Genomic DNA, 16990 nt, shown 5'->3' on the forward strand with positions numbered 1-16990 from the left:
ACAGACAGTTTAGGCAACAGAGCCTTGGCAACTGCTTCCTGCACCTGCAGTACAGCCGTAGCAATGTTGTGAAATTACAATATTTCTACCTTCAAGTAAATCTTTGTTGTATTCTGAAATGTGTTTAGCTTTACTGTTAACGGGTAATTCTAGCATTTGGTTAAAATCACAATCATATAAAAATCCATCCCAACTAACCGATAAAGTATTTGTACACATAACGTTTGAAACTGCTGCTGGATTATAAGCATCAACCAATTGATACATGTAATCTTCGTAATTTTCAGAAGCAATTAAATAATCTAAAAATCGGCTAATAGGAAGGTTTGTTAAGGCAAATAAATTATGAAATTGAATACCGAAGTCTTCTTTTAGTACTTTTTTAAAATCTTTTTCCATAGAAGCTTGGTTACTAGGTAAAAATGCTCCTGATGGGTTGTAAACTAAATCTAACCTTAAATTGCTATTGGGCATACCATAACCAACAGCATTCAGTTCTTGTAGTGCTTTTATAGATTTATCGAAAACGCCATCACCACGTTGTTTGTCTGTTTTTCCACGAGTCCAATGTGGCATAGAACTTACTACGTGTACGTTGTATTTTTTAAAGAAATCTGGTAAATCGTGATATTTTTTATTGGCTCTAATAATGGTAAGGTTAGAGCGTACAATAAAATCTTTAATACCTACTTTAGAGGCTTCTTCTACAAACCAACGGAAATTAGGGTTCATTTCTGGGGCTCCTCCTGTTAAGTCTAAAGTATGGGCTCCTGTACTTTTTATAACCTCTAAGCACTGTAACATGGTTTCGCGGGTCATAATTTCTTGTCTGTCAGGGCCTGCATCTACATGGCAATGTTCGCAAACTTGGTTACACATATACCCAACGTTTATTTGAAGAATTTCTAATTTTTTAGCTTTAAGAGGGAATTGATTAGTCTCAGAAATTTTATCTTTAAAAGTGGGAAGTTCACCACTTTTAAAAATACCGTTTGATAAAATTTCTAACTGCCTTTTGCTATTGGCTAATGCGCTTTCGCGTTTATGAAGTGATTGTGTTTTTAACTTTGACATATTGTGAATTGGGCACTATTAATTTATTTGGCGTTTTTTGCGTTAGGGATTGAGGCATTTGTTGGAGCTCCTCGCAGAGAGCGACTGCCGAAAGCCCGACCCTTTAGGGGAACGCCCGAAAAATATTATCCGTCTAACTTATTTACTTTATTCATCATTTGTACCCCATGTACAAGTGTTGCGCCACTTTTTATGGCAGCTCCAACGTGTATGGCTTCCATCATTTCTTCTTTTGTAACACCACGTTGTAAACTGTCTTTTGTGTAGGCATCAATGCAATAAGGGCATTGTTCTGTGTGAGCTACAGCAAGGGCAATTAAACTTTTTTCACGGGCAGTAAGTGCACCTTCTTCAAAAACTTTTCCGTAGTATTCAAAAAATTTATTTCCTAGTTCTTCACTCCATTCTGTGATGTTGCCAAATTTCCGTAAGTCTGCAGGGTTGTAATACGTTTTAGACATAAGTGTTTTTTTAACTAAAGTATAAAAATATAGTATGTTAAGTCGGTAAAAATAGCGTTACTTAACATTGAGTTTTGAAGTTTTTGTAACTTTTGCAATAAGTGATTTTTTTTGTTTGCTATAAAGGCTTAGTTTACAGTATACTAAAAAAGGTTTCTTATTGAAACCTTTTTATTAGTGAGTTATTTAGTTTGTGTTTTAAAGATTTAATCTCTTAGAATACTTCTTGAAATTACAATTTTTTGAATTTCGGAGGTGCCTTCATAAATCTGGGTGATTTTGGCATCACGCATTAAACGTTCTACGTGATATTCTTTTACAAAACCGTTGCCTCCGTGAATTTGAACTGCTTCAATGGTGGTTTCCATAGCTACTTTAGAAGCGTAAAGTTTTGCCATAGCGCTAGATAGGTCGTAATTATTACCAGAATCTTTATCGCAGGCAGCTTTCATAACCATATGGCGAGCAGCAGCAATTTCAGTATGCATATCAGCTAACTTAAAAGCAATAGCTTGGTGGTTGCCAATTTCAGTACCAAAAGCTTTTCGTTCTTTACTGTACTTTAAAGCAAGTTCATAAGCGCCTTGTGCAATACCTAGTGCTTGGGCAGCAATACCTATTCTGCCTCCAGATAGTGTTTTCATGGCAAACCTAAAACCAAATCCATTAGCACCAATTCTATTTTCTTTAGGTACTTTTACGTCATTAAATTGCAAGGAATGAGTATCACTACCTCTAATGCCTAATTTGTCTTCTTTGGGGCCAACATGAAATCCTTCCATACCCTTTTCAACAATAAAAGCATTAATGCCGTGAGAACCTTTGTCTCTGTCGGTTTGAGCAATTACCAAATAAACATCGGCTCTTCCGCCATTTGTAATCCAGTTTTTAGTGCCATTTATTAAATAATAACCTCCTTTATCAATGGCAGTTGTTTTTTGTGATGTTGCATCACTACCAGCTTCAGGTTCGCTTAAACAAAATGCTCCAATCCATTCACCAGAAGCCAATTTAGTTAAATATTTTTCTTTTTGCTCTTCGGTTCCATAAGCCTCTAAGCCATAACATACTAATGAATTGTTTACAGATACCATTACAGAAGCGGAAGCATCAATTTTAGAGAGTTCTTCCATGATAAGAACATACGAGATAGTGTCCATACCGCTACCACCATATTTTGGATCTACCATAACTCCCATAAAACCTAATTCTCCCATTTTTTTTACAAGTTCGTCTGGGAATTCTTGTTTGTTATCACGTTCAATGACACCAGGCAGTAGTTCGGTTTGAGCAAACTCTTTGGCGGCATCTTTAATCATGATGTGTTCTTCAGAAAGACTAAAATCCATAATCTATAAACAAATTATTAGTTTAATAAAATTGATAACAAATATAAATATTTGATGTGATATTTTTAACAAATATCATTATTTTTGTGAATATGATAAAAACGAGCTACAATGTTATTGGGGTGATGTCTGGGACATCATTAGATGGAATTGACTTAATTTACGTGTCATTTAATCATAACAACAGTAAATGGCTATTTAAAATTCATGCAGCCGAAACTGTGTCTTACAATAAAGAATGGAAAGAGAAACTAAGAAATTTAGTAGCATATTCTATTGAAGAATTACACCAAATTGATAAGGAATATACATCTCATTTGGCATATGTAATAAATAAGTTTATTACAAAGCATAGTATTACAGAAATAGACGCGGTTTGTTCACATGGGCATACAGCTTTACATCAACCTGAAAATAGAATTACTTATCAAATTGGGAATATGCCACACATGGCAACACTTTTAAAAAACAAAGTGGTTTGTGATTTTAGAGCGCAAGATGTTGCCTTGGGTGGTCAAGGAGCGCCTTTAGTGCCTATTGGTGATAAATTGTTGTTTTCAGAATATAATTTCTGTATTAATTTAGGGGGTTTTGCTAATATATCTTCAGATATTAATAATGAACGCATTGCATATGATATATGTCCGGTAAATATCGTTTTGAATCAATATGTGAAAAATCTTGGATTAAATTATGATGACGAAGGAAAAATAGCGGCAAGTGGAACTGTTAATATCGATTTATTACAACAACTCAATGCATTAAGTTTTTATAATGAATTACCTCCAAAATCTTTAGGATTAGAATGGGTGAAAACTAATGTTTTTCCAATAATTGATGCTTTTAATTTAGATATAAAGGATGTTTTAAGAACGTTTGTAGAGCATATAGCCATACAAATTTCTAACAGTATATCACAAATTCCACAAAGCTCTGTATTAATTACAGGCGGTGGTGCTTATAACTTATTTTTAATAGAAAGAATTGAAGCTTTGTCTAGTAATAAAATCATAATTCCTTCAAAAGATATTATAGAATTTAAAGAGGCTTTGATTTTTGGCTTTTTGGGTGCTTTAAAATTAAGAAATGAAACCAATTGTTTAAAAAGCGTTACAGGTGCTTCAAAAAATCATAGCTCAGGAAAAATATACTTCCCTTCAAAAATAACCCAAAATTAATATTTAAGATTTTAAGTTTTTTATATTTGTTACTTTAATAATTTAAAACATTTTTTATACCATGACTCAGCTTTAGCTACACCAGAATTACACTCCGGATAATAAGTTTTATGCTTTAAGTTGAATTATTGTGATATATAAAAATGAAAAAATTATTAAAAAGATACGAAAACAAGAAACCAGAAATAGTTTTTAATTGGAAAGATTCCAAAACAGATGCAGAAGGATGGGTTGTTATAAACTCTTTAAGAGGAGGTGCAGCTGGTGGCGGAACACGCATGAGAAAGGGTTTAGATATGAATGAAGTGTTGTCATTAGCAAAAACCATGGAGATAAAATTTACAGTGTCGGGTCCAGCAATAGGTGGCGCCAAATCTGGAATTAATTTTGACCCAACAGATTCACGTAAAAAAGGCGTGTTAGAGCGTTGGTACGCTGCTGTTTCTCCGTTATTGAAAAGTTATTATGGCACTGGTGGCGATTTGAATGTAGATGAAACACATGAAGTTATACCAATAACTGAAGCAAGTGGCGTTTGGCACCCACAAGAAGGTGTTTTTAATGGCCATTTTAAACCCACCGAAGCCGACAAGATTAATAGAATTGGACAATTAAGACAAGGTGTAATAAAAGTTATTGAAAACCCCATTTACTCGCCAGACGTTTCTAGAAAATATACTGTAGCAGATATGATTACAGGTTTTGGTGTAGCAGAAGCTGTAAAACACTATTATAATATCTATGGAGGCCAAGTTGAAGGTAAACGTGCTGTTGTTCAGGGATTTGGAAATGTAGGTAGTGCAGCCGCTTTTTATCTAGCTCAAATGGGAGTGAAAATAGTAGGTATAATTGATTCAAATGGAGGGCTTATTAATGAGGAAGGTTTTTCGTTTAATGATATTTGTCATTTTTTTCTATCCAAAAAGGGTAATATTTTAGCAACCGAAAACTTGATACCGTTTGAAGAGGCCAATGAAAGAATTTGGTCTATTAAAACCGAAATTTTCGCACCTTGTGCGGCATCACGTTTAATTACTATTCATCAAATAGATGAAATGATTAATAGTGGATTGGAAGTGATTTCTTGTGGTGCAAATGTGCCTTTTGCAGACAAAGAAATTTTCTTTGGACCCATTATGGAACATACAGATCATCGGGTTAGTTTAATTCCCGATTTTATTTCAAACTGCGGAATGGCAAGAGTATTTGCCTATTTCATGGAACGAAAAGTACAAATGACAGACGAAGCAATTTTTAACGATACATCAAATACAATTAAAGAAGCTATTAAAAAAGTGTATAGTAAAAACCCTTCAAAAACAGGGGTTAGTGCTACAGCTTTTGAAATAGCATTAAATCAACTTATTTAAATATATGGAAGCAGTAATTATTTTAGTTTTTGTAATGGGCTATTTAGCTATTACCCTTGAGCATAGTATAAAAATTGATAAATTAATTCCTGCTCTGGTGATGATGGCCATTTGTTGGGCTTGTATAGCACTTGGTCTTGAATCGTTTCCGCAATGGTTTGATTCTGGTAAGCATGCCCTTTTAGAAAATTTTGGGTTGCTTGCTCATGAAGAGAAAATGCATTTAATGGAGGAAACACTTTTGCATCATTTAGGGAAAACATCAGAAATTTTGGTGTTTCTTTTAGGAGCCATGACTATTGTTGAAATCATTGATTATTTTGATGGTTTTTCAACAATTAAAAGCTTTGTTAAAACTAAAAAGAAAACAAAAATTTTATGGATATTTTCAATTTTAGCATTTGTTCTTTCAGCTATTATTGATAATTTAACAGCAACTATAGTACTTATATCAATACTTCAAAAAATTGTAAAAGATAGAAATATTCGTATTTGGTATGCTGGTTTAATTATAATTGCAGCTAATGCAGGTGGAGCTTGGTCTCCTATTGGAGATGTTACAACTACCATGCTATGGATTGGTAAAAAAGTAACTACAGGTCATTTAATAGGATATTTATTAGTACCATCTTTACTTTGTATGATGGTACCATCTTTAATTGCTTCATTCTTACCTGTTTTTAAAGGCGATTTAAACATTGTTGAAGATGAAGATAAAACCAAATCAAGGTTTAGTAGTACAATGCTTTATCTTGGGCTAGGGGCTATTGTGTTTGTGCCTATTTTTAAAATGGTAACACATTTACCACCCTACGTAGGTATGATGCTATCTCTAGGAGTTGTGGCCACTTTTGCCGAAATTTATAGTAGTTCTAAGTTTAGTTTAACAGAGCATGGTGCATATGAAAGTGATGCACATGCACAACATAGTCCAGTACACTATTCATTATCAAAAATAGAATTGCCTAGTATATTATTCTTCTTAGGAATTTTAATGGCAGTTGCAGCATTAGAATCTTTAGGTATATTATTTGGGTTTGCTAATTCATTACAAGAAACTATGCCTATGTTAGGAACAGAAATTCACCCAGGAGGACATGAAGGCGTTTCAGATTTAGTAGTGCTATTATTGGGAGTAGGATCTGCAGTAATTGATAATGTGCCATTAGTAGCAGCTAGTTTAGGTATGTTTTCTGAGCCAATAGATAATGAATTATGGCATTTCATAGCATATTCAGCAGGTACAGGAGGTAGTATGTTAATTATAGGTTCTGCTGCAGGTGTAGTAGCTATGGGAATGGAAAAGATTGATTTCTTTTGGTATTTAAGAAAAATTTCTTGGTTGGCACTTGTTGGATTTTTAGTTGGTGCAGCAGCATTTATGGTTACCAGAACATTATTTTAGATAAAATTTTTAAATTGGTATAAAATTTGAAAGATTAGTGTTTTTGCTAATCTTTCTTTTTTATAATGATATATAGAACTGAAAATTTAATTTTGTTATACTTTAGCAATAAAACAAACGTTATACAGTTGCAATAAATTTATATTATATGCTAAGAACATTTTTAACCCTACAAACTACACAAGAAGGTACAGAGCTACTTACCGACGAAGAATCTGTTGAAAAAACACTTTCAATAATAGAACTTATTAGTAGCGGAGGTGCTGCAGGTCAAATTATCATTGCTATTCTATTTATATTATTAATAGTAGCATCATACATTTATTTTGAAAGGCTGTTCGCTATTAAAGCAGCATCAAAAATGGATTCTAATTTTATGAATCAAATTAAAGACCATGTGAGCAACGGAAAAATAGACGCTGCTCAAGTATTATGTGCCCAAGTAAATTCTCCAGTTTCAAGATTAATAGGAAAAGGTATTACAAGAATTGGAAAGCCACTGGCAGATATTAATACAACAATAGAAAATGCAGGAAGACTAGAAGTTTATAACCTTGAAAAAAATGTAAGTGTATTAGCTACCATTTCTGGTGCAGCCCCTATGATAGGGTTTCTAGGTACAGTTATTGGAATGATACTATCAATATTTGAAATAGCAAACTCTGGCGGACAAATAGATATTAAACTATTAGCAGATGGTTTATATACAGCTATGACAACCACTGTTGCTGGTTTAATTGTTGGTATTGTAGGGTATATTGCTTACAATCATTTGGTGGTAAGAACAGATAAGGTGGTATATCAAATGGAAGCAAATTCATTAGAATTTTTAGATCATTTAAACGAGCCTACATAATATGAATTTTAGAGGAAGAAATAAAGTAACGCCAGAATTCAATATGTCTTCTATGACAGATATTGTATTCTTACTTCTTATCTTTTTTATGCTGGCATCAACCTTAGTAACCACTAACGCTATTGATATTTTATTACCAAAAGCAAGTGGTAAAACTGAAAATAAAAAGTCTGTAGCCGTAAGTATTAAAAAAGATTTAACTTATTACATAGACCAAAAACGTGTAGGAGAAAGTGTGTTAGAAAATGAATTGTTAGCAGCACTTTCTAAATTAGAAAAACCTACCATAGTTTTAAGAGCAGAAAAGTCAGTACCCGTTCAAAACGTTGTAACGGTAATGGATATAGCTAATAGAAATAAATTTAAAGTAATACTAGCAGTAAAACCTAATTAAGCTATATAGGCTAAAAATGAAGTATTTTAAAACCAAACACGAAAAAAATTCAGCTAAAATTACAGCGCTTATAGCTATAATTTTGTTGTTATTAATGTTTGTGGTTGGGCCACCGTATATGGATCCACCAGAGGAGTATGGTGTTGCTGTTAATTTTGGAACAACAAATTTTGGGTCGGGTAACGTGCAGCCTAAAAAGCCAATAAAATCAGAGCCTAAGGAAATTAATACCCCCACACAACCCGATGTTTCTGAGTCTGAGCCAACAAAAGCTTCTGAAGTAAAAGAAGAGGTTTTAACAGCAGATAATGCAGAAGAAATAGCTATTAAAAAACAAAAAGAAGCCGAAGCTAAAGCAAAAGCTATTGCAGATGCTAAAGCTAAGGCAGAAGCAGAAAGAATTGCTAAAGAAAAGCGAGAACAAGAGGAGAAAAAGAAAAAATTAGATGCTTTAATTGGAGGTGTAAGTAAATCTGAAGGTGCTGATACAGGAAGTGAAGGGAATGATGATAAAGCAGGCGATAAAGGTCAGTTAGACGGAAATCCTTATGCTCCAAGTTATTTTGGCGGTTCTGGACCAGGAAAGGGAGGCGTTGGATATGGACTAGGAGGAAGAGGGAAAATTTCAAACAAAGTATATAAGCAAGATTGTAATGAAGAAGGTCTTGTTGTTGTAGAGATAAGAGTTGATAGAAACGGAAGAGTAATAAAGGCAACACCTGGTATAAAAGGCACAACAGGAACGAACTGCTTATTTGAAGCTGCTAAAAAAACAGCTTTATCATTTAAATTTTCTGCAGATAAAAACGCTCCAGCTACTCAAGTTGGTTTTGTGAGTATCAACTTTAGTTTAGGACAATAATTTATGACCTACCAAGATACTCTCAATTGGATGTTTTCTCAGCTCCCAATGTATCAGCGCCAGGGGAAATCGGCTTATAAAGCAGATTTAAGTAACACTCACTTATTAATAAATCACTTAAAAAACCCTCACTTAAATTTTAAATCCATTCATGTAGCAGGAACCAACGGAAAGGGTTCAACAAGCCATATGATTGCTTCCGTATTACAAGAAGCTGGTTATAAAGTAGGATTGTATACTTCTCCTCATTTAAAAGATTTTAGAGAGCGTATTAAAATAAATGGACAAGTTGTAAGTAAGCAATTTGTAATGGGGTTTATTAAACGAAATAAAGCGTTTTTTGAAGCTAACCAATTATCCTTTTTTGAAATGACTGTTGGAATGGCATTTGAATACTTTTCAAAGCAAAAAGTTGATATTGCTATTATTGAAGTGGGGCTTGGAGGTAGGTTAGATTCTACTAACGTAATAACCCCTGAAGTTTCAGTAATTACCAACATAGGTTTAGATCATACCCAATTTTTAGGCAATACCCTAGAGCAAATTGCTACAGAAAAAGGGGGGATTATTAAACCTCAAATTCCTGTTGTTATTGGTGAAACTCAAACTGAAACTAAAGATGTTTTTAAAAAACTAGCTAAGCAGTACAGCTCTAAAATAGTATTTGCAGATAAAGAAGTTAAGGTTGCTTTAGAAAGTGATTTAAAAGGAATTTACCAATCAAAAAACATTAAAACAGCAATTCAAGCAATTAAAGAATTACAACTAAAAGATTACACAATAACCAATTCTAATTTAAAAGAAGGATTATTGAAGGTTGTTAAAAATACAGGATTACTAGGGCGTTGGCAGGTTTTAAACACGCATCCAAAAGTAGTTTGTGATACGGGGCATAATAAAGAGGGATTAACATATTTAATGAAGCAAATATCAGAAGAAACTTTTCAGGATTTGCATATAGTTTTTGGAGTTGTAAATGATAAAGATTTAAACACAATAATTAATTTATTACCTAAACATGCTACCTATTATTTTTGTAAGCCTGATATTTCTAGAGGATTATCTGTTAAAAAGTTAAAAACTTTTTTTAATGAATTGGGGTTTAAAGGGAAAGCATACAAATCTGTTAAAGAGGCATATAGAGCAGCTTGTAATAATTCTTCGCCTGAAGATTTTATTTTTGTAGGCGGGAGTACTTTTGTGGTAGCAGAAATAATTTAATTTTTTTTAAAAAAAGTTTTTGCAGAATTAAAAACTAGGTTATATTTGCACACGCTAACAGCAAGGGCGCGTAGCTCAGTTGGTTCAGAGCACTTGGTTTACACCCAAGGGGTCAGGGGTTCGAATCCCTTCGCGCCCACAAAAAAATCCTAAAGTTTTTACTTTAGGATTTTTTATTTTAATAGCTTTTGTTTCTTATCTCTTGTATAGGATCAAGTCAAAATGGATCAAGGATCAAGTCCAAAATCTGGGATCAAGTCCAAAATCTGGGTTTTTACCATTTTAAGAATATAATTTAATCAAGCGATATAAGAAGTATTCCGTATTCCTGACTCCCCTAAATTGAGATCTAAAAGCCTTTACTTTGGCATTAAAGGATTCAGCTGAAGCATTAGTACTTCTGTTTATAAAATAGTTGAGTACAGAGCGGTAATTTAAAGTAATACTATTGGCTACCGTTTGGAAGCTCTTAAATCCTGACTCCTCTACATCTTTGTACCAGTGGGCTAGTTTGGTGTAAGCTACTTTAATATCTATGGCTTGGTTAAAAATATTCCTCAAGCCTTGAACAAGTCCATAAGCTTTCTTTAATTCTGGGTATTCATTAAACAATATCTGTCCCCTCTCTTTCTGATTTGGAGTCCATTTATCTGGGGATTTATACAGTAGATATCTACTCCTGGCCAGGAGTTGTTTTGAGCTATCACCATTAGAAAAAGTTACAGGTTTAAATTCTTTGTCGGCAGCTCTAGATAGCTTTATCTGTTCATTTTCTTGATCCAAAGCTTCCCATCGGTATTTGATACGAAGATCTTGGAGCGCCTCTATTGCCAGCTTCTGTACATGGAACCTGTCTGTTACTTGGATGGCTTTCGGGAAACATTTAGTGGAGATTGTTTTCATAGAGTTAGCCATGTCTAAGGTAATCTCTTTCACTTTAGCACGCTTTTTTGCTGGGATCTTCAAGAGTTGTTCGATAATAGGCTCCACTTTAGTTCCGTGGAATATCCCAACTAAAGCCCCTTTCTTTCCTTTGGCCTTCTTATTGGTAATGATGGTATAGAGCTCTCCCTTGGACAGCGCTGTCTCATCAATGGATAAATAAGAACCTAAGTTTTCAGGGAAAACAAGCCACTGTTTAGCATGACTCTTATGCTCCCATTGCTTAAAATCACTTAAGTGATCCTTATAATGTCTTTGAAGCCTTTTTCCGGACATACCATACTGGCGCCCAAGTTGTTGGCTGCTCAGAGCAGTATTATCAGTCGATTTCTTTTAAAAAAGCAGCAAACTCTTTTGATATTCGAGTTCCCTGTGCAATAAATTCATCCCATTCACGACTTACTTTAATCCTCTTTTTATCAAGTAGAACGTCCCAACGCCTTCGTTTAAGATTTAATGATAGTAGATTGTCTCGAACGGGATAATCCTCGATTATTCGAGGCTCCATGAAGCCACTGGCTTTATACTTGCAATCCTTGTACTTAGATGGTATTTGTTTTTTCTCCTCCAAATATATCGTTAGACGGTTCTCATATAAAACATGCTTTATAGGCTTCTTATCGAATCCAACAATATCAAAATACTCTAATATTCCTTCTGGTAATATTAAACTTAACAAGGATAACTCAGTGTCTTTATTCATCAATATAATTTAAAGTACAAAGAAAATTATTTTTCTCTTTAGACCCAACTTTTGAGATTGATCCAAAATCTGGGTTTTTACCATTTTAAGAATATAATTTAATCAAGCGATATAAGAAGTATTCCGTATTCCTGACTCCCCTAAATTGAGATCTAAAAGCCTTTACTTTGGCATTAAAGGATTCAGCTGAAGCATTAGTACTTCTGTTTATAAAATAGTTGAGTACAGAGCGGTAATTTAAAGTAATACTATTGGCTACCGTTTGGAAGCTCTTAAATCCTGACTCCTCTACATCTTTGTACCAGTGGGCTAGTTTGGTGTAAGCTACTTTAATATCTATGGCTTGGTTAAAAATATTCCTCAAGCCTTGAACAAGTCCATAAGCTTTCTTTAATTCTGGGTATTCATTAAACAATATCTGTCCCCTCTCTTTCTGATTTGGAGTCCATTTATCTGGGGATTTATACAGTAGATATCTACTCCTGGCCAGGAGTTGTTTTGAGCTATCACCATTAGAAAAAGTTACAGGTTTAAATTCTTTGTCGGCAGCTCTAGATAGCTTTATCTGTTCATTTTCTTGATCCAAAGCTTCCCATCGGTATTTGATACGAAGATCTTGGAGCGCCTCTATTGCCAGCTTCTGTACATGGAACCTGTCTGTTACTTGGATGGCTTTCGGGAAACATTTAGTGGAGATCGTTTTCATAGAGTTAGCCATGTCTAAGGTGATCTCTTTCACTTTAGCACGCTTTTTTGCTGGGATCTTCAAGAGTTGTTCGATAATAGGCTCCACTTTAGTTCCGTGGAATATCCCAACTAAAGCCCCTTTCTTTCCTTTGGCCTTCTTATTGGTAATGATGGTATAGAGCTCTCCCTTGGACAGCGCTGTCTCATCAATGGATAAATAAGAACCTAAGTTTTCAGGGAAAACAAGCCACTGTTTAGCATGACTCTTATGCTCCCATTGCTTAAAATCACTTAAGTGATCCTTATAATGTCTTTGAAGCCTTTTTCCGGACATACCATACTGGTGCCCAAGTTGTTGGCTGCTCAGAGCAGTATTATCAGTCGATTTCTTTTAAAAAAGCAGCAAACTCTTTTGATATTCGAGTTCCCTGTGCAATAAATTCATCCCATTCACGACTTACTTTAATCCTCTTTTTATCAAGTAGAACGTCCCAACGCCTTCGTTTAAGATTTAATGATAGTAGATTGTCTCGAACGGGATAATCCTCGATTATTCGAGGCTCCATGAAGCCACTGGCTTTATACTTGCAATCCTTGTACTTAGATGGTATTTGTTTTTTCTCCTCCAAATATATCGTTAGACGGTTCTCATATAAAACATGCTTTATAGGCTTCTTATCGAATCCAACAATATCAAAATACTCTAATATTCCTTCTGGTAATATTAAACTTAACAAGGATAACTCAGTGTCTTTATTCATCAATATAATTTAAAGTACAAAGAAAATTATTTTTCTCTTTAGACCCAACTTTTGAGATTGATCCGTTTTAAGCAAAAATTGGATTATGATTCATACAAATGAAGAATTTCGTTAGTTTTAGTGTGTTTCACTAAATCGAAATTGTCAATTAAAAATTCAGGTAAAAACAGTTTTAATAGGTCTAAGGTAAGTTCCAATACAATAATTTTAAAACTTCAAAACTAAAACTATCTTTATTCACACACAACTTTTGGGGTTGATCCCTTTTTACCTAGAATAATATTTTTTTTGCACTCATAGCACCTTTTTAGGTATTTTTGCTTAAATAATACCGTGTGTAGTCGTTTTTATGAAACTCCATCTTTTAGATAGAAGCAGTATTAGCAATAGTTCATTTACCACTAAAGTAAATGAATATCCTTATTTTCTAAAGATTTGGCATTATCACCCAGAATTAGAGTTGGTTGTTATTCTTAAAAGTGAAGGTACCTGCTTTGTGGGTGATAGTGTTGAAAAATTTGAGGTTGGTGATGTGGTACTTATTGGTAAAGATTTACCACATATGTGGTTGAATGATGAAGATTATTTTAAAGAAGATTCTAATAAATCTGCTAAAGCCATTGCTATTCATTTTAAACAAGATTATTTAGGTGACACTTTTTTTAAAACGCCCGAAATGACCCATCTATCAAAGCTTTTTGAGAGGGCTAAGTTTGGGATTAAGTTTTTAAATGTTAGTAAAAATCTTATTTTGGAAATTCAAAATATGATGAAACTAAAGGGGTTCTATAAAACTATAACTTTTTTAACTATTCTTGATAAGTTAGCCAATCATAATCAAACCAAACAATTAGCAAGCGAGGGGTTTGTTAAATCTTTTAAATCTTCAAAAAGTGATACCCAAGATAAAGTACAGGCTTATATATTTAAAAATTTTAATAAAAATATAAGTTTAGATGAAGCAGCTAATATTGCGCATATGAATACATCGGCTTTTAGTCGTTATTTCAAACGCGTAAATAGAAAAACGTTTTCTCGATATGTAACAGAAATTCGTATAGGTTATGCCTGCAAATTACTTATAGAAAATAAGTTTAATATTTCAGCTATTTGTTATGAGTCTGGTTTTAAAAATATTTCAAATTTTAACAGACAGTTTAAGCTTATTATGAATTGCACGCCCTCTGATTATCTTAAGAATTATAGAATTAAAACATCGTCAATTTAAATTAAATAATTTTTTAAAGACACAAATAAAATAATATGAAACCTGGTGACGTTGTAGAACTTGGTATTGAAGGCTTAGGAACTTCTAAATAAGTTGCAAGAGCTTACGAAGGTTAGTCTGTATTGATTTTATAATATAAAGTTGTTTTAGTTTTAGGTTTGTTTAAACTGATATATTTCAGATTTAGCAAACCCTTTTTTATTAGCAATAAAATATATAAGTTGCTTATCTTTGATGATTATTTAATAATAAAGCAAAAATAGTATTGGTTAATGTCATTTTTTAGATAGATAATTATATATATTCGTTTTAGTATTGTAAATTAACATTTAGTAAACTAAAACTCATGAAAGTAGGTTTATTTATTCCTTGCTACATAAATCAATTATACCCACAAGTTGGTATAGCAACCTTAGAACTATTAGAAAAACTTAAAGTAAACGTTTCCTATCCATCAGGTCAAACCTGTTGTGGTCAACCTATGGCAAATTCAGGTTACGAATATGAATCTGTTGGCGCCTGCAATAATTTTGTAGAAAACTTTAAAGATTTTGATTATATCGTAACACCTTCCGGAAGTTGCGCTTATCATGTTAAAAAGCACTACAATATCATTCCGCAAACAGACGATGTTACTAAAGTACGTAATAATGTATATGAATTATGCGATTTCATTTTAAACGTATTAAAAGTTAAAAACCTAGGGGCTTCATTTCCACATAAAGTAGGTGTGCATAAAAGTTGTCACGGTTTACGAGGCTTGCGTTTGGGGTCTTGCTCAGAATTGGCAATAGACTCATATTCTTATATTGAAGAATTATTAAGTGAAGTAAAAGGACTCGAATTAATGCCTGTAAAAAGAAGCGATGAATGCTGTGGCTTTGGCGGAACTTTCGCAGTAACTGAAGAAGCTGTTTCGGTAAAAATGGGAAAAGATAAAGTACAAGACCATTTAGAAAGTGGGGTAGAAGTAATTACCGCTACAGACACCTCTTGTTTAATGCATTTAGAAGGTTTAATTAATCGAAACAAAAAACCATTAAAGGTTTTACACGTAGCCGAAATATTAAATAGCCAAATGTAATTAAAACAAAACCATCTAACTGACCAACAAAATCAAAACTATGAGTCACGCAAAATTAGCATCCATATTTAATAAAGACGAAAAACGTGTAGATTGGCACGATAAAGCGTTGTGGTTTGTAAGACATAAAAGAGACAAAGCTGCACACACCGTAAAAGGATGGGAAGATTTAAGAAATTTAGGTCATGGTATAAAAGCGCATATGCTTACCAATATTGATAAATATCTCATTCAATTTGAAGAAAATGCCAAAAAAAATGGTGTAGAAGTACATTGGGCGGCCAATGGAGAAGAACACAATAAAATTATACATAGCATATTAAAAGAAAACAATGCTAAAAAGGTAGTAAAGAGTAAATCCATGCTTACCGAAGAATGTCATTTAAATCCCTATTTACAAAAAGAAGGGATTGAAGTAATTGATACTGATTTGGGTGAAAGAATAGTACAATTAGCCAAAGAACCACCTAGTCATATTGTGCTTCCAGCAATTCATAAAAATAGATTTGAAGTTGATGAATTGTTTCAAGAACATTTAGGAACAAAACCTGCCAATGGAGACCCACAATATTTAACCAATGAAGCGCGTAAACATTTAAGAAAGAAATTTATAGAAGCAGATGTAGCTATTACAGGTGTAAATTTTGCTATTGCAGAAACAGGTGAATTTGTAGTTTGTACTAACGAGGGTAATGCCGATATGGGAGCGCATTTAGCACCAGTACACATAGCCTGCATGGGTATTGAAAAAATCATTCCAAAACGCGAACATTTAGGAGTGTTTTTACGTTTGTTAGCAAGAAGTGCTACAGGGCAACCCGTAACCACCTATTCGTCGCATTTTAAAAAGCCAAGTAAAGGTAAGAAAATGCATATTGTTATTGTAGATAATGGGCGTTCAGAGCAATTAAGCAGACCAGATTTTAGAGCATCATTACATTGTATTCGTTGTGGCGCTTGTATGAACACCTGTCCTATTTACAGGCGTAGCGGTGGGCATAGTTATGATTATACCATTCCAGGACCCATCGGTTCTATTTTGTCTCCAGGAAAAGATTTGAAAAAATACAGTACCTTACCGTTTGCTTCCACCTTGTGTGGCTCATGTTCAGATGTCTGTCCGGTTAAAATTGATATTCATACCCAATTATATAAGTGGAGACAAATAATAACCAAAGAAACACCACAGCCTTTTATTAAAAAGCAATCTATGAAGGTCATGGGGAAAATATTCTCAAAACCATCACAATTTGAAACCGTTGGAAAAGTAGCGAGGTGGTCTTTACGAAATTTACCAAAATCTATAATAAACTCTAAACCTAATGCTTGGGGAAAAGCTAGAGATTTACCAAAAGGCCCTAAACAAAGTTTTGATGAATGGTATAATAACAGAGATAACAACAAAAAAGACTAAA

General features: G+C 33.6%; 17 protein-coding genes and 1 tRNA gene. 11 read left to right on the top strand and 7 right to left on the bottom strand.

Going from position 1 to position 16990, the window contains the following annotated elements:
- Positions 1–9 precede the first annotated feature (9 nt).
- The 3 genes from arsS to BWZ22_RS09125 all read right to left on the bottom strand — a co-directional run bounded on the left by arsS (position 10) and on the right by BWZ22_RS09125 (position 2884).
- Positions 10–1074 carry an arsenosugar biosynthesis radical SAM (seleno)protein ArsS gene (gene arsS, locus BWZ22_RS09115; protein WP_076699506.1) on the bottom strand — a complete coding sequence of 355 codons (1065 nt, stop codon included), beginning with the start codon at positions 1072–1074 and terminating at the stop codon, positions 10–12.
- 125 nt (positions 1075–1199) lie between these two features.
- On the bottom strand, positions 1200–1535 hold the full coding sequence (locus BWZ22_RS09120; RefSeq protein WP_076699507.1) for an arsenosugar biosynthesis-associated peroxidase-like protein: 336 nt from the start codon (positions 1533–1535) through the stop codon (positions 1200–1202).
- A 206-nt stretch (positions 1536–1741) separates the two neighbouring features.
- The gene (locus BWZ22_RS09125; RefSeq protein ID WP_076699510.1) at positions 1742–2884 is read right to left on the bottom strand and encodes an acyl-CoA dehydrogenase; all 1143 of its coding nucleotides are present in this window, start codon (positions 2882–2884) and stop codon (positions 1742–1744) included.
- A gap of 92 nt (positions 2885–2976) precedes the next feature.
- Between BWZ22_RS09125 and BWZ22_RS09130 the strand changes: the two genes are divergently transcribed.
- The 8 genes from BWZ22_RS09130 to BWZ22_RS09165 all read left to right on the top strand — a co-directional run bounded on the left by BWZ22_RS09130 (position 2977) and on the right by BWZ22_RS09165 (position 10309).
- Positions 2977–4062 (top strand): anhydro-N-acetylmuramic acid kinase, encoded by a 1086-nt coding sequence (locus tag BWZ22_RS09130; protein WP_076699512.1) that lies wholly within the window; start codon positions 2977–2979, stop codon positions 4060–4062.
- A 143-nt stretch (positions 4063–4205) separates the two neighbouring features.
- Positions 4206–5432, top strand: coding sequence for a Glu/Leu/Phe/Val dehydrogenase dimerization domain-containing protein (locus BWZ22_RS09135; protein ID WP_076699513.1), 1227 nt, complete (start codon positions 4206–4208; stop codon positions 5430–5432).
- A gap of 4 nt (positions 5433–5436) precedes the next feature.
- A complete protein-coding gene (nhaD, locus tag BWZ22_RS09140) occupies positions 5437–6837 on the top strand; it encodes a sodium:proton antiporter NhaD (RefSeq protein WP_076699515.1) in 1401 nt (466 codons plus the stop codon).
- A 148-nt stretch (positions 6838–6985) separates the two neighbouring features.
- Positions 6986–7693: a MotA/TolQ/ExbB proton channel family protein gene (locus BWZ22_RS09145; protein WP_076699516.1), complete on the top strand. Its 708-nt coding sequence runs from the start codon at positions 6986–6988 to the stop codon at positions 7691–7693.
- 1 nt (position 7694) lies between these two features.
- Positions 7695–8087, top strand: a complete 393-nt coding sequence (locus BWZ22_RS09150) for a biopolymer transporter ExbD (protein ID WP_076699519.1) — start codon at positions 7695–7697, stop codon at positions 8085–8087.
- Between the two features lie 16 nt (positions 8088–8103).
- Positions 8104–8949, top strand: coding sequence for an energy transducer TonB (locus BWZ22_RS09155; protein WP_076699520.1), 846 nt, complete (start codon positions 8104–8106; stop codon positions 8947–8949).
- A gap of 3 nt (positions 8950–8952) precedes the next feature.
- Entirely contained in the window at positions 8953–10170 is a 1218-nt protein-coding gene (locus BWZ22_RS09160) for a folylpolyglutamate synthase/dihydrofolate synthase family protein (RefSeq protein ID WP_076699522.1), read from the top strand.
- Positions 10171–10234: 64 nt separating this feature from the next.
- Positions 10235–10309 (top strand) — tRNA-Val (locus BWZ22_RS09165).
- A 143-nt stretch (positions 10310–10452) separates the two neighbouring features.
- Here BWZ22_RS09165 and BWZ22_RS09170 read toward each other — a convergent pair.
- The 4 genes from BWZ22_RS09170 to BWZ22_RS09185 all read right to left on the bottom strand — a co-directional run bounded on the left by BWZ22_RS09170 (position 10453) and on the right by BWZ22_RS09185 (position 13263).
- Positions 10453–11388, bottom strand: a complete 936-nt coding sequence (locus tag BWZ22_RS09170) for a transposase (protein WP_076697213.1) — start codon at positions 11386–11388, stop codon at positions 10453–10455.
- A gap of 43 nt (positions 11389–11431) precedes the next feature.
- On the bottom strand, positions 11432–11815 hold the full coding sequence (locus tag BWZ22_RS09175; protein WP_076697215.1) for a hypothetical protein: 384 nt from the start codon (positions 11813–11815) through the stop codon (positions 11432–11434).
- 85 nt (positions 11816–11900) lie between these two features.
- The gene (locus BWZ22_RS09180) at positions 11901–12836 is read right to left on the bottom strand and encodes a transposase (RefSeq protein ID WP_076697213.1); all 936 of its coding nucleotides are present in this window, start codon (positions 12834–12836) and stop codon (positions 11901–11903) included.
- 43 nt (positions 12837–12879) lie between these two features.
- Positions 12880–13263: a hypothetical protein gene (locus BWZ22_RS09185; RefSeq protein WP_076697215.1), complete on the bottom strand. Its 384-nt coding sequence runs from the start codon at positions 13261–13263 to the stop codon at positions 12880–12882.
- A gap of 349 nt (positions 13264–13612) precedes the next feature.
- On the opposite strand from BWZ22_RS09185, the gene BWZ22_RS09190 reads away from it, so the two are divergent.
- The 3 genes from BWZ22_RS09190 (at position 13613) to BWZ22_RS09200 (ending at position 16989) form a co-directional block, all read left to right on the top strand.
- Positions 13613–14491 carry an AraC family transcriptional regulator gene (locus tag BWZ22_RS09190; RefSeq protein WP_076699525.1) on the top strand — a complete coding sequence of 293 codons (879 nt, stop codon included), beginning with the start codon at positions 13613–13615 and terminating at the stop codon, positions 14489–14491.
- Positions 14492–14837: 346 nt separating this feature from the next.
- Positions 14838–15575 carry a (Fe-S)-binding protein gene (locus BWZ22_RS09195; protein ID WP_076699526.1) on the top strand — a complete coding sequence of 246 codons (738 nt, stop codon included), beginning with the start codon at positions 14838–14840 and terminating at the stop codon, positions 15573–15575.
- A 40-nt stretch (positions 15576–15615) separates the two neighbouring features.
- Positions 15616–16989, top strand: a complete 1374-nt coding sequence (locus tag BWZ22_RS09200; RefSeq protein ID WP_076699527.1) for a LutB/LldF family L-lactate oxidation iron-sulfur protein — start codon at positions 15616–15618, stop codon at positions 16987–16989.
- Position 16990: the final 1 nt, after the last annotated feature.

The organism is Seonamhaeicola sp. S2-3 (genome assembly GCF_001971785.1).
Classification (GTDB): domain Bacteria; phylum Bacteroidota; class Bacteroidia; order Flavobacteriales; family Flavobacteriaceae; genus Seonamhaeicola.